Source organism: Geovibrio sp. ADMFC3 (assembly GCF_054687035.1).
In genome coordinates, this window is record NZ_BAAFZG010000002.1 from 1,986,935 (window position 1) to 2,008,448 (window position 21,514).

Genomic DNA, 21,514 nt, shown 5'->3' on the forward strand with positions numbered 1-21,514 from the left:
ATGTCAGAACTGAGGTTTGACCCTGTTAAACAAAAATGGAGTGTAATCGCCACTGAAAGAAGCCGCAGACCCCATGATTTCCTTGTGGAGCGGCATGATTTTCACAGTGAAAAAGCGCAGATAAACTGCCCCTTCTGCTACGGAAACGAAGTTCATACCCCGAATGAGATTTATGCCTTGCGCCCCTTTGGCAAAAAGAATGACGGCAACTGGCTTACCCGCGTGGTTCCCAACAAATATCCTGCCTTCGGCATAGAGGGTGAGCTTAAACGGAGCGGCAGCGGAATATATGACACAGTGACGGGTATCGGTGCCCATGAGGTTATAATTGATACTCCCGTTCATTCCATGCGTCTTAAAACTTATGACAGAATGACGGTCTACAACCTTTTTTACACCTTCAGGGAAAGGGTGCGGGATCTCTCTAACGATACCCGCTTCCGCTACATCATGCCTTTTAAAAACTACGGACTTGGATTCGGAACTAATATTATTCATCCCCATTCGCAGGTTATAGCCCTGCCTGTGGTACCGAATATGCTTAAAACCAAGCTCCGCAGCGCAAAAGAGCATTACAGGCGCAAGGAACGCTGCATCTTCTGCGATATACTTGAGCAGGAGCATAAGGATAACAGCCGCATAGTGTATGAAAATCAGGAGTTTATAGCTTTCTGCCCATATGCTTCAAGCTTTCCCTTTGAACTGTCCATATATCCTAAACAGCACAGCCATAGCTTTGCAGTAATAACAGAAAGCGGGCTTACCAGTCTGGCTGATATGATAACAGAGATTTTTCACCGGCTGGACAAGGTACTTGAAGATCCGCCGCTGAATATGGTTATACATACATCGCCCCCGCTGAACTACCGCCCCGGCAAGCCTGACTTCTGGCACAGTATAAAGTTTGACTACCACTGGCACATAGAAATAGCTCCAAGACTCACCGGATATGCCGGTTTTGAGTGGGGGACAGGTTTTCATATAAATCCCGTACGCCCTGAAGAGGCTGCGGAATATTTAAGACAGGCGGGCGGCTCATGAACATAGCGCACATTGCAGGTGAAGCCGCACCGTTTGTCCAGACCGGCGGCTTGGGCACATTCATAGAAAAACTTGCTTCAGCTCAGGCATCGGCAGGGCACAGAGTGAGGATATGCGTTCCTCTTTATCTGCTGACGGATAGAGAAGCCGGTGAAATAGCAGATACCGAAGTACGTATAAATGTCAGCGCCGGAGAGCGGGAATACGAGTTTGCGGTTCACAGGGCTCTTGTAAACAGAGTTGAGTATCTTTTTTTCGGCAATACTGAGCTTTTCGGACGTGGGGGTATATACGGTTCCGGAGATTTTGACTATGCAGATAATGACTTAAGATATGCTGCCTTTTCTCAGGCATGCCTTTTCTATTTTGCAGGAGGCTCCACCTCCCCTGATGTGATCCACTGCCATGACTGGCAGACGGGGCTTGTTCCTCTTTATACCTCACTGCTGTTCAGGGATATGAAGTGGAAGACAGTTTTTACTATACACGATGTTCAGTGTCAGGGACTTTTTCAGCGTATGGATCTGGAAGAGCTTAATCTCCCATGGGAGGTTTATGACATTGAAGGTATTGAGTTCTACGGGCAGATAAGTTTCCTCAAGGCGGGCATAGTTTACGCTGACTTAATAACCACCGTGAGTCCCGCCTATGCACGAGATATCCAGACCGAAGGATTTGCCGGAGGTATGGAAGGAATAATCGCAAAGTATTCATATAAGTTGAAAGGAATACTCAACGGCATAGATTATAATGTATGGAACCCCGCAGCTGATCCATATATAAAATGCAGAACCGGCGGCGGGAACAACTGGAAAAAAGAGTGCAAAAAGGGGCTGGCGGAAAGCTTCGGCATCCACCCTGACAGGCCTCTTTTTGTTATGATAGGCAGAATGAGCAACAGAAAGGGATTGGAGCTTGTGCTTGATGCTGCTGCGGATCTGGCGCAGAAAGAGGCTGATTTCTTCATCCTCGGTCACGGCGACAAATCATACGTGCGGATTATCAAAAAACTTGCTGACAGTTTCGGCAATTTTTTTATCCACACCAAGTATGATCATGCACTGGCGCACAGACTGTTCGCCGCAGCGGATTTTATACTGGCGCCTTCGGTTTATGAACCTTTCGGCTCTTCTCATCTCATAGGAACACGGTACGGAGCCGTGCCTCTGGTAAACCCTTCAGGCGGAACCGAGGATACGGTTAAGTGCTTCACGGATAACGGGTGCGCACTGGTTATGAATGAATATACAGTAGTGGAACTTTTGAACAAGGTTGATGAAGCTATCAGGCTGTACAGCACGGGCGATTTAACGCAGAAGGTTATGGAATCCTCATGTTGCGCTGATTTTTCATGGGAGAGAGCAGCGGCACAGTACCTCGAAATTTACCAGTCACCGGACGGAGGAGGAACATGAATCTCTCTGAAATGACTAAGAAAGAGCTTTACAGGCTTGCTGTGGAGCTTAATTTGGCAAACAGGTCCAAAATGACCAAGGAAGAGCTTGAACAAGCTCTTGATAAGGCTATGTCCGATAATAAGACACATTCCAGCACGGAGCAGCACAAGGTTCATCCTTCCCCTGTTCTGCCGGAAAAAATAAGCCCTCCGGAATATCCCATACCCGACAGGTATCAGATAGATACGGCGGTTCTGCTTCCCGTCAACCCACGTAAAGAATACGTGTACTGGGAAGTGGCGGACAACACTGTAAACCGATTTAAGGTTCAGCATGAGAGCCCTGAGATTTCGTTTGTGCTGAAGGTCTTCGGCGGAAATGAAACAGACTCAGGAGAGGAGCTTGCCAGTGTCCGTGTGGGCAGATACGGCAACTGGTTTTTCGATCTCTATGTGCCGGACAGGCTGATCTGGGCTGAAATAGGGCTCATGGATAATAAAGGCAACTATTTTGCCGTGGCTCATTCACGGAAAGTACGTATGCCGTCTGATAAAATAAGCGAAATGATTGATGAGGAAACATGGATGACAGTAGGGGAAAAAATTGAGGATATATACCGCCTTTCCGGTGTGAACGAGCTTGATTCCGCCGTTCCGGGAAGCGTCCGTATATTTCAGGAGGTAATGCGTTTTCTTGAAACAAACGCCTCTTCCTCCGGCATGACAGCTAAAAGAGAGGGTAGATAATGTCCGGCTGCTGGATGTTGGTTCTTCACTCGCACCTTCCCTTTGTGAAGCATCCTGAATTTGACTACTTTCTGGAAGAACACTGGCTTTACGAGGCGATAAGCGAAACTTATCTGCCTCTTCTGATGAACATGAAAAAGCTTGAGGAGGAAGGAGTTCCTTTCCGTGTTACAGTCTCCGTGACTCCTCCTCTTGCTGATATGCTTTCAGACGGCATGCTTATGCAGAGGTTTGAAAAATATCTGGACAGGCTAATTGAGCTTGCAAATAAAGAGAAAGAAAGAACATCCGGCGATCGTGCGCAGAACCGTGTTGCCTGGATGTATCTTGAACGTTTTGAGCGTCTTAAAGAGTTTTATCACGGTTTTCTGGGCAGGAATGTTCTCAACGGCTATAAATACTTCATGAATAAGGGCAGCCTCGAAATAATCACCTGCGGGTTTACCCACGGTTTTCTGCCGCTGATGAATGGTGATAATGCTGTAAGGGCGCAGATTGAGCTTGCCGTGAAAAGCCATGAGAAGAAATTCGGCACGCCGCCCAAAGGAATATGGCTGCCGGAATGCGCTTATTATGCAGGGCTTGAAAAGGTGCTTGCAGATTACGGAATACGTTATTTCTTCGTTGATACACATGGAGTTCTCTATTCCAAGCCCAGACCCCGCTACGGTGTGTATGCTCCCGTTTACACCTCAAACGGTGTCGCAGCCTTCGGGCGTGACTATTACTCCTCAAAGCAGGTGTGGAGCAGCAAGGAAGGCTATCCGGGGGATACATGCTACAGGGATTTTTACCGTGACATAGGCTATGATCTTGATTCAGAATATATAGCTCCGTACATAAGCCCCGACGGAACAAGAGTTTTCACGGGGATGAAGTATCATAAAATCACCGGAAACAGTGAATATAAAGAGATATACGATCCTGAAGCGGCAAAAAGCAAAACGGCAGAGCACGCCGCACATTTTGCTGCGGAGAGAGAAAAGCAGATTAAGGAGCTCAACGGGCTCATGGACAGGAAACCGCTTGTGGTTTCACCTTATGATGCAGAGCTTTTCGGGCACTGGTGGTTTGAGGGACCTGATTTCCTCGCAAATGTTTTCCGTGAGATAGATAAAAATCCGGAGATAACAGCAGTGACCCCTATGGAATATCTCGCTGAATTTCCGACCAATCAGATGGTTGAGGTGAACCCCTCTTCATGGGGCGATAAAGGCTATTATGACGTATGGCTGAACAACGGTAATGAGTGGATTTACCGTCACCTGCATTTTATGGCGGATGCGATGGTGAGCCTTGCCCGTCTGCACAGCGGCACAAAGGAAGACTTCCTCAACCGTGCCCTTAACCAGATGGCGAGAGAGCTTTTTCTGGCGCAGAGCAGCGACTGGGCTTTCCTCATGACAACAGAAACAGCCACAGAGTATTCGGTAAGAAGAACTAAGGAACATATACATAATTTTCTCCGGCTCAGAGAACTGGTGGACAACAGAGACTTTGACTACGATTTTCTGATGAAGCTGGAAACAAAAAACAGTATATTTCCCGAAATAGATTTCAGGGTATATTCCTGAAAAAACGGAGGAAACCATGATTTCCAAGAAGATGGAAAAAGCACTAAACGAACAGCTTAATTTTGAGATGTATTCCGCTTATGTGTATCTCGCCATGAGCGCACACTGCGAGAGCAAAGGGCTTAAAGGCTTTGCAAACTGGTTTTATGTTCAGTATCAGGAAGAAATGATGCACGCTATGAAGTTTTATAACTTCATACTTGATCAGAGTTCTGAAGTCGAGCTTGAAGCTGTTAAAAAACCGAAAAAAGATTACGACACGCTTCTCTCAATATTTGAAGAAACTCTTGAACACGAGAGGGAGGTTACTAAAAGAATATATAAGCTTGTGGATCTCGCTCTTGATGAAAGAGATCACGGAACAAACGCTTTCCTCCAGTGGTTTGTGACCGAGCAGGTTGAAGAGGAAGCTTCCGTCAACCAGATTATCGACAAACTCAAGCTTGTTCAGGGTAACGGAAACGGCATCTTCCTGCTTGATACTGAGCTTGCCGCAAGAGTTTTCACCCCGCCCGCAGATACCACAGCTCAATAAACTTCAAAGCCTCCCCTAGCGGGAGGCTTTTTTTAATCCATAGGTATGAGAGCATAGCCTTTGTTCTGGTAGGCTATGAGGCTCACGTATCCGTTTTTAACAATCTCTATGTCATGCAGAACGTCTGCCCTGTCTACCTTCATATTTGATAGTGAAAGCCCGCACTGCTGAAAGCGGATTCCCATATCCATAAGCTCATGCACCCTTTTGTGCATTATCTTTTTCAGCCCTGTGTCCATAGCGCTGATATATTTATCTGTCTCAGTCATAAAAGCGGAAGCGTCGCCCCGTACAACGACAATAAAAATGGGTTTAATACCTGCGCTTTTGAGGGTTTCATAGGTTTTTCTGATGGATACAAGGCGGAGATCCAGAAGGTTTGCCTTACCCTGATTCAGATCGATTACCGCTTTGACTGTGCTTAGTCCTGCCAGTGGTTCAGATGGAATTTCATCGGCAATTGCTGCCGCCGCAAACATAAGCAGCAGAAGAACCGAAGCCAGAAATTTTTTCATTTTCTCACCGCTGAAGTTTTTTGTAAAATTATACCGTATTTTAAGTATTCCTGACCGGTTTTGTACAGAAATTCATATATTTTTCATCAATATATCTGTACAGCAGATGCTCGTCACGTCCTTTCGGTATGCCGAGGCGGGTTGTCTGAATTATTTTTTCAGGGACATAACCCATATCTGCCATGAACAGGCTGTCGTCAAATGTTTTGGCGTCATATTGTGGAACTTTCAGCCCAAGCGATCTACAGAGAAGGGTTTGCCCGCTGCATAGCTTCTCTGTTTCCCTTTCACGCCCGTCACTCTTATATGGGTTGAGGTGCTTCATCATCCGGAGCATGGCTTCTTCATTTCCGTAAGGGTAGCCGGATTTTATAAGCACAGCGTTCCCTTCCCCGTGGCAGCTCATGTTCAGGGAGTCTACGCCTCTGGCGTAATACATGTATATTGTTCCGGCGGGCATAAACAGCGCCTTGCGTTTTTCTGTGTAGCCAAGGGAAGCGTGGCTTCCTTTTTCATGCAGGTAGTAGCTTTCTGTCTCTATTATCTGCGCCTTGAGCCACACACTGTCATAAAGGCGGAATATCACCTTGCCCAGAAGATCACGGGCAACCTCGCAAGGGGTGCGGTCAAAGAACGATGCTTCAAGCTTTTTCATGGGATAATAATAGCGGAATCAGCGAAAGAAAAAAAGCCCCGCCTTTTGAGAGGACAGGAGGCTTTTTGTGGTTAAGTTTACTTTATCATGCCTTTATTAGTTTTGAAATTTTCTGGTTTTTTATATATTGAAAGTAGCCACTTATTGTCTGCTTTTAAATAGCTTTCTGTTTTAGGTGTTTCCATATCAGCAATATTGGCAATCTGTGTCAGGCAACTACGAATGTGAGTTCGAAGCTGTTCTAAAATACTAAAGTATTGCTCTTGAATATGCGGAGATCTATAATTTTCTCTATGGATAACATCCTCTTTCATTTTTGTTCTTAAATATTCTTCATAAGTGATAAATTGACGAACTCCCTCTGCTATAAGCTCTATTAATAGATATAAACCACCATCATAGTAATCAGATAATTTAACCTGTGAATCAATTAAGACCTTGCGAATTTCCTGCAATGAAGTTAAAGAATTATCAATGCAATTATCACAGCATTCTGTTGAGCTTAAGACTCTTTTGTCTGAAAGGCGAATCAATAGTTCTCTGGCTACTATTTTTTCTCTTTCTGTTGGTTTTAATGAGAATGAAATAAAAGGAAACGAGATTGTTATACCATCGACATGTTTATTAAATTTAATTTGAGCTTCTTTCAGTATCTTAGAAATTTCGAATTTGAACATTGCAGCTATCCTTTGCATTGATTTTCCGTTTAAGTAATTTCAAGCATTAAAAAACTTGTTTAGAACTTAGTTCAAAGCCAGCACACTTAACAATAAGCACCGTTAGTTTTCATTCATTTCTTTGTATGATTAAAGATATTGGTTGTCAGCCATTTTACTGTACTTGCTTTATAAAATAAATTATACAGTCCGTTGAAAAACATATCAAACAAAAAGTCCGCAAACCGGAGATTTGTTAACTCCTGAAACACTTTTTCATTTCTTTGCTCGGTTAAGAATACTGACAATCAGCCGCTTCACTGTGTCTGCTTCATCAGCTTTACTTGTTGCTATAAACAATGTCAATGCAGCCAACGCCTCATTACTTATGATCTGCTCTCCGTTTTCAGAGAGCAACTCGTTATTAATACTCAGGAAGTAAACAAAGCATGCTGCTGCAATACGTTTATTGCCATCAACAAAGGAATGATTCTTTACAATAAAATAGAGCAGATTCGCCGCCTTCTCTTCCATTGATGGATAAACATCCACTCCGTCAAAAGTCTGGGCAATTTGACCGATAGAGCTGGCAAAACTATCATCCTTAGCTTTTGCAAATACATCGCTCTCAAAACCGGAATACATTTCCCCGATCACTTGTCGGTAGTCATCTTCCTGTGGATAAATAATTTCTTTTACCGTGTTCCCTTTGTAATCAAGCGTTTCATGGTCATAATCATCCAGAAGAGTCAGCCCTTTGGCAAATATGGATAAAAGTCTCTCATTATCATTGTCCATTTTGTCTTCTATTGCTCTGCCCAGAATACGAATACCGGTTTTCAGATATTCAACCTCCTGTTCCTTCTGAGCTAAGCGCCGTTCGTTGATTGCATACCCCTGCACCAGATAATCTCGCAATCTCCCAGTTGCCCATTGGCGAAATTGAACACCTTGTTGCGACTTTACCCGATAACCTAATGAAATAATGACATCCAGATTATAGTATTCAACATTCTTTGATTGTGTTTTCCCTGCTATTGCTCCGTGCTGAGTGGTATGTGCAAAATCTGCACTTACCACATTTTTATCTAACTCACCTTCGTTGAAAATATTTTTGATGTGGCGGGAGATAACGGTTCTGTCTCGTCCAAACAGTTCTGATAACTGTTCTTGGTTGAGCCATACGGTATTATCATCAAACTGCACTCTGATTTCAGATGAATCACCGGATTTATAAATCTCAACTTTATTTTTCATGTATTTTGTTTTCTCCCTGCACAAAACCTGACTGAAGCTCTGACACTGCCTTATTATACCCATAAAGCTACACAACTTGCTGAAAAGAATGAAACTAACTGACAAACATATCAAACAAAAAGCCCGCAAACCATATGGCTTACGGGCTTTATTTAAGCGTATTTAGATTTAGTGAAAAGGTAAGCAGATGCTTACATCATGCCGCCCATTCCACCCATTCCGCCCATGTCAGGCATTCCGCCGCCCATGGGTTCTTTTTTATCGGGGATCTCAGTGATGAGAGCCTCAGTAGTAAGCATAAGGCTTGCAACAGATGCAGCGTTCTGAAGTGCGCTTCTTGTAACCTTTGTGGGGTCGATAACGCCGTCAGCAAGCATATCTGTGTATTCTTCAGAGTATGCGTTGAAGCCGTAGTTGTTGCTGGGGTTGTTTTTAATTTCGTTTACTATGATTGAGGGCTCGAAGCCTGCGTTAGCAACGATTTGTCTTAAGGGGAACTCAAGAGCTTTTCTTACAAGTTCCACACCGATCTGCTCGTCACCGTCAAGGTTCATAGCTTCAACAGATTTGAGAGCTTTGATAAGGGCAACACCGCCTCCGGGGACGATTCCTTCTTCAACTGCTGCTTTTGTAGCGTTGAGAGCATCTTCAACTCTGGCTTTTTTCTCTTTCATTTCAGTTTCAGTCGCTGCGCCCACTTTGATAACGGCTACGCCGCCCACAAGTTTTGCAAGTCTTTCCTGAAGTTTTTCTCTGTCGTAGTCGCTTGTAGTGTCTTCAGCCTGTTTTTTGATCTGGTTGACACGAGCCTGAATTTCTTCAGTTTTGCCTGCGCCTTCAACTATAGTTGTGTTCTCTTTGTCGATAACGATTTTTTTAGCACGTCCGAGGTCATCAAGGGTAACAGTATCGATCTTGATGCCGAGGTCTTCGCTGATAACCTGACCGCCTGTAAGAACAGCGATATCTTTAAGCATTTCTTTTCTTCTGTCGCCGAAGCCGGGAGCCTTAACAGCGCAGCAGTTAAGAGTGCCGCGGAGTTTGTTTACAACGAGAGTTGCAAGGGCTTCGCCTTCAACATCTTCAGCGATGATAAGGAAAGGAGCATTCTGTTTTGCAAGCTGCTCAAGAACAGGAAGGATTTCCTTCATGTTGGAGATTTTTTTCTCATAAATGAGGATGTAGGGGTTGTCGAGAGCTGCTTCCATGTTTTCAGGGTTTGTCACGAAATAGGGAGAGAGGTAGCCTCTATCGAACTGCATACCTTCAACAACATCAAGAACTGTGTCAGTTGATTTGTTTTCTTCGATTGTGATAACGCCGTCTTTGCCGACTTTTTCCATAGCTTCTGCTATGATTCCGCCGATTTCTTTGTCGTTGTTAGCGGAAATTGTGCCGACCTGCTCAATTTCTTTTTTATCAGCGATAGGTTTGGAGATTTTCTTAAGTTCAGCAATAACAGCAGTAACCGCCTTATCAAGACCTCTTTTGAGCTCCATAGGGTTAGCGCCGGCCACAACGTTTTTCATGCCTTCTCTGTAGATAGCCTGAGCAAGAACTGTAGCTGTTGTTGTACCGTCACCTGCGATGTCAGAAGTTTTGGAAGCAACTTCCTTTACCATCTGTGCGCCGAGGTTTTCAAGAGGATCTTCAAGCTCGATTTCCTTTGCAACGGAAACACCGTCTTTAGTAACAAGGGGTGAGCCGAATTTTTTTTCTATTACAACGTTTCTTCCTTTGGGTCCGAGAGTGACTTTAACTGCGTCTGCGAGTTTGTCTACGCCTCTTCCGATGGCGCGTCTTGCCTCTTCACCGAAAACAATTTTCTTAGCCATAGTAATTTATCCCTCCGTGTGATTAGTTAAGGATGCCGAGGATGTCATCCTCACGCATGATAAGGTATTCTTCATCGCCGAGTTTAACTTCTGTTCCGGCATATTTGCTGAAAAGAACTTTGTCTCCTGCTTTAACAGTGAGTTCTACCTTGTTTCCGTTGTCAAGGTATTTGCCGGGGCCTGTAGCGACAACTTCGCCTTCCATGGGTTTTTCCTTTGCACTGTCGGGAATGATGATTCCTGAGGCAGTTTTCTCTTCGCTTTTGAAGCGTTTAACGAGAACTCTGTCCTGAAGCGGCTTAATCTGTGCCATCTTCTTCCTCCTTTATTTTATTATTAAATTGCCTGTTTTAAGTTATTAGCACTCTGGTGTGTTGAGTGCCAACAGTGTTATTTTTATAGATCAAGCACAAAAAAATCAAGAGAAAAATAAAGGAAAAAGTGAATAGAATTATGGGTATGGAGGTCAGGCAAAAATCACAGCTGTGTACATGTGACGCCTTGATGCGTTAATCCGGCCTGATGCACGGATTAACGCCGGCTTTTTCGGTTATTTATGCAGTTCTATGTAATTTTGCAGCCCCTGAAAAATACCGTAGGCGATTTTTTTTCTGTGAGCAGTGCTTTTGAGAAGGTTAGCCTCTTCTCTGTTGGAAACAAAGCCTGCTTCAACAAGTATCGAAGGCATTTTCGCACCCACAAGGACATAGAACGGAGCCTGTTTGACGCCCCTGTTGTTTCTGTGGTTTGCTGTGCCGTAAACCGAGCGTGTCAGTGATTCCTGCGCTTTTGCCGCGAGTAGAAGCGATTCCTCCAGCTTGGAGTTAAGCATTATATCTTTAAGGATGCCCTGAAGGTCGCTCATGGATTTTTCTGTTGCCATGTTTTCCGCAGCAGCTACCTCAAGGGCGGTCTGATCCTTGGTAACGTTAAGAACGAAGGTTTCAAGCCCGCTGCTGTTTTTGTTTCTGCTGGCGTTAACATGAACGGAGACGAAAATATCCGCCTTGAGCCTGTTTGCTATGGCTGTTCTTTCTTCAAGGGGAATGAAAACATCCGTCCTTCTTGTGAGATGTACTTCAATATTAGTATTCTGCTTGAAGAGCTTCTCAAGCTCCAGAGCTATGTCCAGAACTATGTCTTTTTCTTTCAGCCCGTAATAGGATGCGCCGGGGTCTTTTCCGCCGTGTCCGGCATCTATAACGATACGGCGGATCTTAAGCCCGAAAACTGATGCAAGCGTAGCCTTGGAGAGATCACGGTCGTTTGTGACATTTCTCTCCGCTGTTGCAAGTGTTTCCTTCGGTTTGCTGTCTATGTCCTGATTGCTGACGTCTATTACTATTCTGTCTGGGTTGCTCATTGCAAAAACAGTGAAGTCCTTGACATTATCACTGTCCAGAACTATGCGGGTAACCCCCGGACGGTTCGGAGCCCAGCGGACAGAGCGGAGCAGACCGTCTTTTATATCAATCTCTTTCGGGATGGATGTGTCTATGGAATCGGTTTTGAGGTCGATGAAAAGCCTCGGCGGCTTGTTGAACTCCGGGTTTGCCTTAAGCCAGTGTTTCATGAACTCTGTGGGTTTATTCAGGTCAATTACCACTCTTGTGTAGTCGCTTGCGGCAAAGTGACGGATACTTTTAACAATTTTATCGGTCTGGTCGCCGGATTTTACTCCGTAATATGTTTCACCGCTTTTTTCTTTTACGGCATCATCTGCATAAAGGCTGTCTGTGCTTGAGGGCGGCGTGTCGGGTGCATTGGCAGCGGACGCCGGATCAGGTTTGAGTTCAGGCACTGCCGGAGGGATGTTGGTGCTTGTCTGTGCAGCAGGTGCCGATGTAACAGAAGGCGGCGGAGTGATGGCACGCTCCTTTCTTTCTGCGGCTGCGATGTATTCGTTTATCTGTTCCAGTTTTTTCTTAGCTGTAGGAGTGTCTTCGGATTTAGGGAACTTTATCAGCATTTTATTAAGAGTGAAGCGTGCTGACGGATAATCCTTGCTGGCTATGTAGATGTCCGCAAGCTGTATGTAGGCGAGGGATGCGAGCCTTGTACTGTAGTTAACCGCCAGAAGGTTCAGGTGGCGTATTGTTTTGAGAAGGTCGTCTCTGCTGCCGAAGCGTTTGTAGCTTCTGTAATATGTTTGAGCTGTGTAGTGGAGAGAGTCATCTGCCAATGCTCCGGTGGGCTGTACTGAATATATCTGAAAGAACCTGTCTGCTACGTTTTCGTATGACTTTCTCGTGACTTTGGACGATTTTTCAATGTAGGCAAGATCATTCTTTGCTGAGTTGTATTTGTCTATCAGCTCTTCGGCGAATGCTGAGGCGAACACCGCAAGCAGAATTAAAATCAGTAGGACAATTTTTCTCATCACGCTACAGTTTCCTTTTCAGGTATCTTCCCGTGTATGAATCCGCACATTCGGCGCATTTCTCGGGAGTTCCTTTAAAAATTATTGTTCCTCCCCCGTCACCGCCTTCGGGTCCGAGGTCTATTATATGGTCGGCGCACTTGATAACATCAAGGTTATGCTCGATGATGATAACAGTATTTCCGCTTTCGGTCAAAGCTCTGAAAATCTTCACCAGCTTGTTTATGTCATCAAAATGAAGCCCTGTTGTGGGTTCATCAAAGATATACATGGTTTTTCCCGTAGGGCGCTTCATAAGCTCCTTAGCGAGTTTCACTCTCTGGGCTTCACCGCCGGAAAGGGTTGTGGCGGGCTGACCCAGTTTGATATAGCCGAGACCGACATTTACAAGCACTTCAAGCTTATTTCTTAATTTCGGCACATTTTCAAAAAACTCAAATCCCTGATTCACTGTCATATCAAGCACATCGGAGATATTTTTATCTTTATAACGTATATCCAGCGTATCACGGTTGTATCTTTTTCCGCCGCAGACATCGCACTTGACGTACATATCGGGGAGAAAGTGCATCTCTATCTTGATATATCCCTCGCCCTGACAGGTTTCGCAGCGTCCGTAGCGGACATTGAAGCTGAATCTTCCCGCTTTGTAGCCCCGCTTTTTGGCATCAGGAGTCTGTGCAAACAGTTCTCGTATATCAGTAAGAACGCCTGTGTAAGTTGAGGGGTTTGATCTGGGCGTACGTCCGATCGGGCTCTGGTCTATGTCAATTACCTTATCGATCAGTTCAGCACCGCTGAGTTCAGTGAAACTGCCGCCTCGCATCCCTGTTCCGTGGAGACGCTTCATCAGGGCAGGGTAGAGAGTGTCCATTATCAGTGTTGATTTGCCTGAACCGCTGACACCAGTTACGCAGACCATAAGTCCCAGAGGGATTTCAAGGTCGATCCCTTTGAGGTTATGCTCTTTTGCTCCTTTTAAGATAAGTGAGCGTTTTTTATCGAGCTTTTTACGTTTGGGTACTTCGATTTCCTTCACACCGCTGAGGTATGCTCCTGTAAGCGATTCTTCACAGTGGCGTATCTCTTCCGGTCTCCCGCTGAAAACTATGTTTCCGCCTTTTCGTCCGGCGCCGGGCCCCATATCGATCACATGGTCACAGGCGGCTATGGTGTCCTCATCATGTTCCACCACGAGGACAGAGTTTCCTATATCCCGCAGATTCTTCAGGGTTGCTATAAGCATGTCGTTATCACGCTGGTGCAGACCGATTGAAGGCTCATCCAGAACGTAGAGAACTCCTGTGAGTCCGGAGCCTATTTGGGTGGCAAGTCTTATCCTCTGCGCTTCGCCGCCGGAAAGGGTGGATGATTTTCTGGAAAGCGTGATATATTCAAGCCCCACATCCTTCAGAAAGCTGAGGCGGCGCTTGATTTCAGCATTGATTTTATCTGCGACCTCTTTTTTAAAGCCTTCAAAGTAAAGATTATTGAAAAAGTCCAGCGCTTCGGTGATGTTAAGTTCGGAAGTGTCATATATGTTTTTTCCGCCGACCGTAACAGCAAGGCTGGTTGGTTTAAGCCTTGCTCCTTTACATTCGGGGCAGTCCATTGAGGACATGAATTTTCTTGCGGTTTCTCTGTCCGGCATGTTGTCGGAGTAAAGCTTTTCACGGAGCCATCCGATTACGCCGTCAAACTTTTTCTCGTACTGAACCTTTTTTTCTCCTCTGAAAGTTTCCAGCTTGAGGGGAGTTTCTGCTCCGTTGAGCATTATGTCCTTCTCTTCCTCTGTGAGCTTTGAGAAGGGTTTGTTCATATCTATGCCGAACTGCTGCGATATGGCTACCAGTGTATTGTAATGATGGAAGTTATCAAACTGTTCCCACGGTTTCAGGGCTCCTTCCCTTATGCTTAATGAGGGATCGGGGACTACAGCGTCCATATCAAAAACAGATTTTTCACCCAGACCCTCACACTCCGGACATGCGCCGAAAGGGTTATTGAATGAAAAACTGCGGGGTTCTATCTCTTCGATGCTGATATTACACTCAGGACAGGCAAATTTTTCGGAAAACAGGCGTGTTTCGCCGTTTATATCTATCTCCGCCAGACCTTCGGAGAGTTTCAGTGCAGTCTCCACAGAATCCGCCAGTCTGCGGTTCAGCCCTTCTTTAAGCTTGAGCCTGTCTATGGAAACGCTGATTGAATGCTTTATTTTTTTATCAAGCTCTATCTCTTCCTCAAGGCGTCTCTGTTCTCCGTCAACCATTGCACGGACAAAGCCGTCCTTCAGGAGTTTTTCAAAAACTTTTTTATATTCCCCTTTTTTCCCTCTGACTATGGGCGAGTAAATCTCGATCCTTGATTCATCAGCGTGGGAGGTTATGAAGTCTACTATCTGCTGAACGGAGTAGCTCTCGACCTTTTTGCCGCAGGACGGGCAGTGGACATCGCCCACACGGGCATACAGCAGACGCATGTAGTCATAAATTTCCGTAATTGTTCCAACAGTTGAGCGGGGGTTTTTGCTGATTGATTTCTGTTCGATACTTATTGCGGGGGAGAGGTAGTCAATGGAGTCCACATCAGGCTTTTCCATCAGCTCAAGGAACTGGCGGGCATAAGCAGAGAGCGATTCCACATAACGTCTTTGCCCTTCGGCGTATAAGGTGTCGAAGGCAAGGGTGGACTTGCCGGAGCCGGAGACTCCGGTTATTACCACCAGTTTATTTTTCGGGATTTCGAGATCGATGTTTTTAAGGTTGTGCTGTCTTGCGCCTTTAATGATTATATTGTCATTCGTACTGTGTTTTGTCATCCAGAGATACCGAGATTATCCTTTCATATTTTTCATCATAGATGAAGACAACCTTCTGCATTTTTTCTCTCATGGTTATTTTTTCTCTGAAAATCTGAACATCCAGCCCTTCAAACATTATACCGTTTATTTTTATCCTCGGCTTTCTGTGATGGGCTGATTTTATGAGCTTCTGAATTTGTTCTTCAGTTTTCGTCATATTATCCATGACCTGCTTACGCAGGACGAGAAGCTGCTTCACCTTGGGGTTTTTTAAAATTTCCTTGTTGGAAGTATCTAGCTTACTTAAAAATTCGTCAATCTTTTCCAGATTCTGAATGTATTTATCCTTGTTGTCCTGAAGAATTTTCAGTTCATCTTCAAAGTAATACTTCGTTCCCACACACATAAGAAAGTTTGTGTTCCCCTTTGTGCCGGACTGATTGATGTTTATTTCGGAAAATGCAGTGACCTTGCCGCCTGCTATGATTCCGGGGGCGCCTGTCGCCTGAATATACCCGCCGGACTTGATATTGGTGTTATAGGAGTATTTCAGAATCTCCACATTGCCTCTGGCGGAAATGTTTCCTTTTTCTGCATAACCAACGGTGACGTCTCCGGCAGCAACTATATTATTGCTGACTTCGCCTTTTATGCCGGTTTTGATAACTATGCTTCCGCCTGCCACCAGTGTTCCGTCCTGAACTATGCCCTCAACCATTATGTCTTTTTCGGCTTTAACTGAAAAACCGCTGAGGACATCGCCTCTGATGTGTACAACGCCGTTGAAGACGATGTTTCCTGTGGAGTAGTCCACATTGCCGGGAACGCTGTATATGGGGCTTACACCGAGCTTGTTGTTATGGAAGGTTACGCAGCCGTCAACTGTGGCGTAATATTCCTTTTCATGCTCATCTGTTGTGATGCCTTCATCCAGAACGATTTTGACATCTTTACCCTTTTCCGCCGGTATTTCCTCGTTTCTGACAGTGAGTCCTTTGACTCCGTTTGTGAAGGGGCGTTTGGTAAGCAGGAGATCCCCTTTGCGGGTGAGGCGTATGTTGTCGATATTTTTATAGTCAACACGGCCGCTTTTAAGAAGGCGGGGCTGGCTGTTGACAGGATCGAAATTAAGCATAACCTGTGCATCCGAGCCGTTGATAGGCTTAATTCCTTCAGCAAACAGCATATTTTCTATTATTCCGCCTTCGGAATATATTTCGTAAGCCTGCTTTATTATTTCTGTTTTGATATTGACGCTTATGCCGTTCTCGGCAATGACGCTCATTATGCGGTCTAAAGTGTACGTTTCGCCTTCATTCACCACTGGATACAGTGAAATGTATGCACGCAGCCCGTCATCAGTAACGCTGATTTCCACAATGGAATCTGCGGACTCAAGGGACGTGATTTTGGCGACAATGACCCCGTCCTCCCGTGAAAGGATGTAATCGGCGGGGGTCAGATCATACTTCTGTGAGAGCAGATATTTAAATTCAGTCTCATTTTTTTGTGTGTGGTTTTTAAGTAGGTTCATATCGCAACGGCACCCTGACCTTGAAAACCGTGTACTCATCCGGTTTTGAATCAACACATATAAAGCCGGCGTGAGCCTCTGCAATCATTTTTACAATCGCCAGACCCAAGCCTGTTCCCTTTATTTTCCCCGAAGTAAAAAACGGGTCGAATATTTTGTTTATTGTATCCTGAGGAATGCCTCGTCCGTTATCATACACGTCAAATTCACAAAAGTCACCGGAAGCTTTGGCCGTTACACGGACAAGCCCTTCCTCGCACAGAGCGTCCACTGCATTGCCTATGAGATTGAAAAGCATGCGGAATATCTTCTCGCGGTCAAGGCACAGTTCAGGGTCGTCCTCATTGACAAACACGACTTTGATATCGGTGTCCTTAGTCAGAACATTAAACTGTTTGCCCAGATCCTTGAAAAGATCCGAAACATGGAAACGGACAAGGTTAATTGAGACTTTCTGCCTTGAGAAATCCAGCAGATCAAGGGTGAGCCCGTGTATCCGCTTAACTTCCGAATGAATGGACTCTATGTAGTCCGCCACCTCTCCGTCCAGCTCTGTTATATCTATAAGTTCAAGGTAGCTCTGTACAATGTTAAGAAGATTTTTTATATCGTGGGCTATGGAGCTGTTCAGCATGCCGATAACCCGCAGGTTTTCGCTCTTACGCATGTCACGCACAAGGTTGAAGCGCTCAATGCCCAGAGCGCACTGGGAGGCTATGTATCTGGCAATACGTACATCATCTTCCGTGAAATAGTCATGCTCTTTATCTGTGAGATTAAGTACGCCGATTACCTTGTTGTTTGTCTTAACAGGGACAGACATGAAGGACGATGCTCTGTACCCCATCTCCTCCCGTGATTCTTCGGAAAGGTTAACAATGGTTTCAACGCCCGTCTCGGCGACTTTCCCGGCTATGCCTTCTCCGAGAGCTATCTCTATATTGCCCGGATCGATTTCAAAGCCTGAATGTGCGGAGATACTCAGCCTGTTTCCGTTTATGAGCATGAGGGAAGACCTCTTCACTCCAAGATATTCCCTTGCGATAGAGATGATCGAGGGCAGAAGATCATGAACATCGAAAATACTGTTCATCTTTTCGGAAATTTCCACAAGAACTTCCAGCAGATCGTTTTTCAATTCAGCCTTCCCTTGTTTATCAATTAATATATTATCGGCAATATGTTTATTTTACTAAAGGAGCCGATTCCCTGCCATTATTTCACAGGTTCTTTATCTAAAATCTTTTGACTATGTTGTATTCCATGTCTCTCTGGGCAGCCTTGAAACCGGCACGCTCTATATTGTGGACAATCTCTTCAACACTCATGCGGAACGATGCCCCGCAGGAGGCTACCACGTTTTCCTCTATCATCAGGCTGCCGAAGTCGTTTCCGCCGAAGCGAAGTGCCGTCTGCCCTGTCTTGGGACCCTGCGTAACCCATGAAACCTGAAGATTCTTTATATTATCCAAATATATACGGGCTGCGGCAAATATCCTCAAATATTCCACCGGACTTACCTTCTTTCCGCCCAGCTCTGTGTTGTCCGGCTGAAAGGGCCATGGGATGAACGCTGTAAATCCGCCTGTTTTGTCCTGCAGAGAGCGTATTCTGTCGAAATGTTCTGCAATTTTTTCGTACTCGTCATCAGCCTTGAACATCATGGTGGCGCTGGTTTTCAGTCCAAGGTTATGTGCCTCTTCCATGACGCCGAGCCACTTGTCAGAGAGTATCTTATTAGGGCTTATGCGTACCCGTTCAGAATCCACCAGAAGTTCTGCTCCACCGCCGGGGATAGAGTCCATACCAGCTTTCACAAGCCTTTCTATAGTCTCTCTTACTGAAAGACCGCTTATTTTGGATATATGGTGTACCTCCGGAGGGCTGAAGGCATGCAGCCATACTCCGAGTGATTTCATGTAGGAGAGCATCTCCTCATAGAACTCAATGCCCAGGGTGGGGTGAAGTCCGCCCTGAAGGAGAATCTGTGTTCCGCCCAGAGCTTTCGTTTCTTCAATTTTCTGTTTTAACTGTTCTTTATCAAGAACATATGCGCCTTCCTCATTTACTTCCTTATAAAAGGCACAGAATGAGCATTTGCACGTACATATATTTGTGTAGTTAATGTTTCTGTCTATAACAAAAGTCACAACCCCTTCGGGATGCAACCTTTTTCTGATATTATCCGCCTCTCTGGCAAGCTCATAAAGATCCGCCGTTTCAAGCATCCGAACAGCGTCCTGTTTTGTTAAGCGCATTTTTGTCATTATTTATATCTGCCGTTTTTCATTTTTATAAAACTGTTTAATAATAAATATCGCATATCGGGAAAGCAATTAAAAGAGTTTTTTATTTTCCGGTCTTTTGGTCGCCGGATCTTCTTAATCTTTGAAAAGCTCATAAAAAAGTTTATATTTATTCAGTGGTGAAAAATGCGGATACTTATTATTGAGGATGAACCGGAACTCAGTGGGCGGCTAAAGAAGACACTTGAAGAACAGAAATACGCCGTGGACTGTGCCTTTGACGGTGAAGAGGCATTGGACAGGCTGGCGGATATGCCTTATGACCTTGTTATTCTTGACATAATGCTGCCCAAGCTTGACGGTTTCGGAGTTCTGCGTGAAGCACACACAATGGGTGTGGATTCCCCTGTGCTGATGCTTACTGCAAGGACAGATACGGATGATAAGATCAGAGGTCTGGATTCCGGTGCGGATGATTATCTCACCAAGCCCTTTTCAACAGATGAGCTTTTGGCTAGGGTTCGTGCTATTCTCCGCAGAAAAGGGGGGCAGAATGATTCCCTCCTCCGTGCGGGCGGTGTCTCTCTGGATACGGTGAGCAGAGAGGCTCGCATCAATGGTGCTAAAGTTGATCTCACTCAGAGAGAATTTCTTATCCTTGAGTTTCTCATGTACAACAAAAACCGTGCAGTAACCAGATTCAGCCTTGCCGAACATGTATGGGGAGATGATTTTGAGCCCTTTAGCATGTCCAACTTCATGGATGTTCATATAAAAAATTTACGCAAGAAAATAAGCGGTTCTGACGGTGAATCGGTAATTAAAACTATAAGAGGCGTGGGATATATTATTAAGGACGGTCAGGAATGAGCATAAGGCTTAAGCTTTCTTTTCTGATAGCCGCAGCCGGGCTTGTGACTGCGCTGATATTTTCCGCCTCTGTTCTTTTCGAGATGCTTGAACAGCCTATAAGAGTGATTGACGCTGAACTGAAAACAGTTGCTTATGAATCGGTTGTCACTCTGGATCAGGCAGGTGCGGCAAGTCTAAAAGACAGTAGACGCTACTGGATCAAAATATATAAAGCAGGGGCTTATGAGCCTTTGTATGTTTCCCATATTGCCCGCCACATCAATCTGCCTGAAGAGAACAAAAGAAAGGCTCTGGCATATGCCTATGTGCCGGATGAAGTTTCTTATGTAGAGCATGATTCAAAAGGGCTCACCGCCTTTAGAATACGCCGTATGGTTATTGAAAGGGAACACTCCACAGGCACTTATGAAGATGACGGCGATGACGGTGACGAAAGCTATGAAGACGATAAAACGTCATATGTTGTTTACGCCGCCATATCCGCAGAGAGAATCAAGGACGAAATTGTAGATCTTATTGTTGTAGTGATACTGGGGCTTCTGCTTTCTGTGATTGTTCTCACAGTGATCAGCTACAGAATAGCCGGTTATATTCTACAGCCTGTGCGGGTCATGAACATGCGCACTAGGAATATTACTGAAAAGAATCTCAGCCTTCGGATACCTTTAAAGGAAAACTGCGCCGATTCTGACGAGTTTAATACTCTGGCTATTACGCTTAATGGCGTTTTTGACCGTCTGGAGAATGCTTTCAACAGGCAGAAAAGGCTTATTGCAGATGCTTCCCATGAGCTTAAAACCCCTCTGAGCATAATGCGTCTTATCACTGATGACGTTACTATTGCAGGAAATATCACACCTGAGGATGCTTCCCGTCTTTCAAATCAGGTGCTGCGTATGGAGAAGCTCGTCAGGGATATACTGAACCTTTCCGGACTTGAGCTGGACAGGGCGGTGGTTTCGGAACGGGTTGACCTGAAAAGTGTCCTTGAACCTTTGACGGAGGATTATACTCTTCTTGCGTCCGGCAGAAATATACAGCTCACTATGGAATTTAAAGGCTCTTTGGTGATCATGGGTGATTACGACAAGTTGTTCAGGGCTTTTTCAAATATTCTTGATAACGCCGTGAAATACTCTGATGAGGGCGGGGAAATAAAAATTTCCGCAGAACGCAGAGACGGCAGGGTCGAAATCAGGGTTTTTAATACCGGTGAGGGTATCCCCGCTGCCTCTTTAGGTAAGGTTTTTGAACAGTTTTACAGGGTTGAGCAGTCAAGAGCTTCCCGCTATGGCGGTTCGGGGCTTGGGCTTGCCATAGTTAAGCGTATTATAGAACTGCACGGCGGCACTGTTTCCATAGAAAGCCGTGCGGGAGAATCTGTAACTTTTTCGGTGAATCTGCCCGCAGAATAAAAATTAATTCCCCTTCATAAAATCTTCATATTTACTCTGCTATAACCTGCGT

Annotated in this window: 18 protein-coding genes; 7 read left to right on the plus strand and 11 right to left on the minus strand. The window is 45.1% G+C overall.

Annotation, left to right across the window (positions count from 1 at the left end):
* From galT to ACYRYY_RS09840, 5 genes are read left to right on the plus strand one after another with little or no spacing between them, the layout of a single operon-like run.
* A complete protein-coding gene (gene galT, locus ACYRYY_RS09820) occupies positions 1 to 1,041 on the plus strand; it encodes a galactose-1-phosphate uridylyltransferase (RefSeq protein ID WP_460215419.1) in 1,041 nt (346 codons plus the stop codon).
* Positions 1,038 to 2,456, plus strand: a complete 1,419-nt coding sequence (locus ACYRYY_RS09825; protein WP_460215420.1) for a glycogen synthase — start codon at positions 1,038 to 1,040, stop codon at positions 2,454 to 2,456. Before galT ends, ACYRYY_RS09825 begins: the two co-directional genes overlap by 4 nt.
* Positions 2,453 to 3,184 (plus strand): DUF4912 domain-containing protein, encoded by a 732-nt coding sequence (locus ACYRYY_RS09830; protein ID WP_460215421.1) that lies wholly within the window; start codon positions 2,453 to 2,455, stop codon positions 3,182 to 3,184. The genes ACYRYY_RS09825 and ACYRYY_RS09830 overlap by 4 nt, the downstream gene beginning before the upstream one ends.
* Complete coding sequence (locus tag ACYRYY_RS09835; protein WP_460215422.1) at positions 3,184 to 4,758, plus strand: glycoside hydrolase family 57 protein; 1,575 nt, start codon at positions 3,184 to 3,186, stop codon at positions 4,756 to 4,758. Before ACYRYY_RS09830 ends, ACYRYY_RS09835 begins: the two co-directional genes overlap by 1 nt.
* A 16-nt stretch (positions 4,759 to 4,774) precedes the next feature.
* Positions 4,775 to 5,293, plus strand: a complete 519-nt coding sequence (locus ACYRYY_RS09840) for a ferritin (RefSeq protein ID WP_460215423.1) — start codon at positions 4,775 to 4,777, stop codon at positions 5,291 to 5,293.
* Between the two features lie 32 nt (positions 5,294 to 5,325).
* Here the strand turns inward: ACYRYY_RS09840 and ACYRYY_RS09845 are convergent, their stop codons facing one another.
* The 11 genes from ACYRYY_RS09845 to mqnC form a co-directional block, all read right to left on the minus strand.
* Positions 5,326 to 5,808 (minus strand): DsrE family protein, encoded by a 483-nt coding sequence (locus ACYRYY_RS09845; RefSeq protein WP_460215424.1) that lies wholly within the window; start codon positions 5,806 to 5,808, stop codon positions 5,326 to 5,328.
* A 40-nt stretch (positions 5,809 to 5,848) separates the two neighbouring features.
* Positions 5,849 to 6,463 carry a DNA-3-methyladenine glycosylase gene (locus ACYRYY_RS09850; RefSeq protein WP_460215425.1) on the minus strand — a complete coding sequence of 205 codons (615 nt, stop codon included), beginning with the start codon at positions 6,461 to 6,463 and terminating at the stop codon, positions 5,849 to 5,851.
* A gap of 77 nt (positions 6,464 to 6,540) precedes the next feature.
* Positions 6,541 to 7,140 carry a hypothetical protein gene (locus ACYRYY_RS09855; protein WP_460215426.1) on the minus strand — a complete coding sequence of 200 codons (600 nt, stop codon included), beginning with the start codon at positions 7,138 to 7,140 and terminating at the stop codon, positions 6,541 to 6,543.
* A gap of 255 nt (positions 7,141 to 7,395) precedes the next feature.
* Positions 7,396 to 8,376 carry a RhuM family protein gene (gene rhuM, locus ACYRYY_RS09860; protein WP_460215427.1) on the minus strand — a complete coding sequence of 327 codons (981 nt, stop codon included), beginning with the start codon at positions 8,374 to 8,376 and terminating at the stop codon, positions 7,396 to 7,398.
* A gap of 191 nt (positions 8,377 to 8,567) precedes the next feature.
* Complete coding sequence (groL, locus tag ACYRYY_RS09865) at positions 8,568 to 10,211, minus strand: chaperonin GroEL (RefSeq protein ID WP_460215428.1); 1,644 nt, start codon at positions 10,209 to 10,211, stop codon at positions 8,568 to 8,570.
* A gap of 22 nt (positions 10,212 to 10,233) precedes the next feature.
* Positions 10,234 to 10,524, minus strand: coding sequence for a co-chaperone GroES (groES, locus tag ACYRYY_RS09870; protein ID WP_460215429.1), 291 nt, complete (start codon positions 10,522 to 10,524; stop codon positions 10,234 to 10,236).
* A 237-nt stretch (positions 10,525 to 10,761) separates the two neighbouring features.
* Complete coding sequence (locus tag ACYRYY_RS09875) at positions 10,762 to 12,591, minus strand: N-acetylmuramoyl-L-alanine amidase (protein ID WP_460215430.1); 1,830 nt, start codon at positions 12,589 to 12,591, stop codon at positions 10,762 to 10,764.
* Between the two features lie 4 nt (positions 12,592 to 12,595).
* Positions 12,596 to 15,412: an excinuclease ABC subunit UvrA gene (gene uvrA, locus ACYRYY_RS09880; protein ID WP_460215431.1), complete on the minus strand. Its 2,817-nt coding sequence runs from the start codon at positions 15,410 to 15,412 to the stop codon at positions 12,596 to 12,598.
* Positions 15,390 to 16,928 carry a DUF342 domain-containing protein gene (locus tag ACYRYY_RS09885; RefSeq protein ID WP_460215432.1) on the minus strand — a complete coding sequence of 513 codons (1,539 nt, stop codon included), beginning with the start codon at positions 16,926 to 16,928 and terminating at the stop codon, positions 15,390 to 15,392. Before ACYRYY_RS09885 ends, uvrA begins: the two co-directional genes overlap by 23 nt.
* A complete protein-coding gene (locus ACYRYY_RS09890) occupies positions 16,915 to 18,066 on the minus strand; it encodes a GAF domain-containing sensor histidine kinase (protein ID WP_460215433.1) in 1,152 nt (383 codons plus the stop codon). The genes ACYRYY_RS09885 and ACYRYY_RS09890 overlap by 14 nt, the downstream gene beginning before the upstream one ends.
* Before the next feature lie 97 nt (positions 18,067 to 18,163).
* A complete protein-coding gene (gene mqnC / locus ACYRYY_RS09895) occupies positions 18,164 to 19,195 on the minus strand; it encodes a cyclic dehypoxanthinyl futalosine synthase (protein ID WP_460215434.1) in 1,032 nt (343 codons plus the stop codon).
* A gap of 165 nt (positions 19,196 to 19,360) precedes the next feature.
* Here mqnC and ACYRYY_RS09900 point away from each other — a divergent pair, with 165 nt between their 5' ends.
* Together ACYRYY_RS09900 and ACYRYY_RS09905 are read left to right on the plus strand one after the other, a co-directional pair.
* Complete coding sequence (locus tag ACYRYY_RS09900; RefSeq protein WP_460215435.1) at positions 19,361 to 20,044, plus strand: response regulator transcription factor; 684 nt, start codon at positions 19,361 to 19,363, stop codon at positions 20,042 to 20,044.
* Positions 20,041 to 21,462 (plus strand): sensor histidine kinase, encoded by a 1,422-nt coding sequence (locus tag ACYRYY_RS09905; RefSeq protein WP_460215436.1) that lies wholly within the window; start codon positions 20,041 to 20,043, stop codon positions 21,460 to 21,462. Before ACYRYY_RS09900 ends, ACYRYY_RS09905 begins: the two co-directional genes overlap by 4 nt.
* Positions 21,463 to 21,514: the final 52 nt, after the last annotated feature.

Coding starts and splice junctions, on each gene's coding strand:
- galT (WP_460215419.1), top strand. CDS start 1: ATGTCAGAACTGAGGTTTGACCCTGTTAAACAAAAATGGAGTGTAATC.
- ACYRYY_RS09825 (WP_460215420.1), top strand. CDS start 1,038: ATGAACATAGCGCACATTGCAGGTGAAGCCGCACCGTTTGTCCAGACC.
- ACYRYY_RS09830 (WP_460215421.1), top strand. CDS start 2,453: ATGAATCTCTCTGAAATGACTAAGAAAGAGCTTTACAGGCTTGCTGTG.
- ACYRYY_RS09835 (WP_460215422.1), top strand. CDS start 3,184: ATGTCCGGCTGCTGGATGTTGGTTCTTCACTCGCACCTTCCCTTTGTG.
- ACYRYY_RS09840 (WP_460215423.1), top strand. CDS start 4,775: ATGATTTCCAAGAAGATGGAAAAAGCACTAAACGAACAGCTTAATTTT.
- ACYRYY_RS09845 (WP_460215424.1), bottom strand. CDS start 5,808: ATGAAAAAATTTCTGGCTTCGGTTCTTCTGCTGCTTATGTTTGCGGCG.
- ACYRYY_RS09850 (WP_460215425.1), bottom strand. CDS start 6,463: ATGAAAAAGCTTGAAGCATCGTTCTTTGACCGCACCCCTTGCGAGGTT.
- ACYRYY_RS09855 (WP_460215426.1), bottom strand. CDS start 7,140: ATGTTCAAATTCGAAATTTCTAAGATACTGAAAGAAGCTCAAATTAAA.
- rhuM (WP_460215427.1), bottom strand. CDS start 8,376: ATGAAAAATAAAGTTGAGATTTATAAATCCGGTGATTCATCTGAAATC.
- groL (WP_460215428.1), bottom strand. CDS start 10,211: ATGGCTAAGAAAATTGTTTTCGGTGAAGAGGCAAGACGCGCCATCGGA.
- groES (WP_460215429.1), bottom strand. CDS start 10,524: ATGGCACAGATTAAGCCGCTTCAGGACAGAGTTCTCGTTAAACGCTTC.
- ACYRYY_RS09875 (WP_460215430.1), bottom strand. CDS start 12,591: ATGAGAAAAATTGTCCTACTGATTTTAATTCTGCTTGCGGTGTTCGCC.
- uvrA (WP_460215431.1), bottom strand. CDS start 15,412: ATGACAAAACACAGTACGAATGACAATATAATCATTAAAGGCGCAAGA.
- ACYRYY_RS09885 (WP_460215432.1), bottom strand. CDS start 16,928: ATGAACCTACTTAAAAACCACACACAAAAAAATGAGACTGAATTTAAA.
- mqnC (WP_460215434.1), bottom strand. CDS start 19,195: ATGACAAAAATGCGCTTAACAAAACAGGACGCTGTTCGGATGCTTGAA.
- ACYRYY_RS09900 (WP_460215435.1), top strand. CDS start 19,361: ATGCGGATACTTATTATTGAGGATGAACCGGAACTCAGTGGGCGGCTA.
- ACYRYY_RS09905 (WP_460215436.1), top strand. CDS start 20,041: ATGAGCATAAGGCTTAAGCTTTCTTTTCTGATAGCCGCAGCCGGGCTT.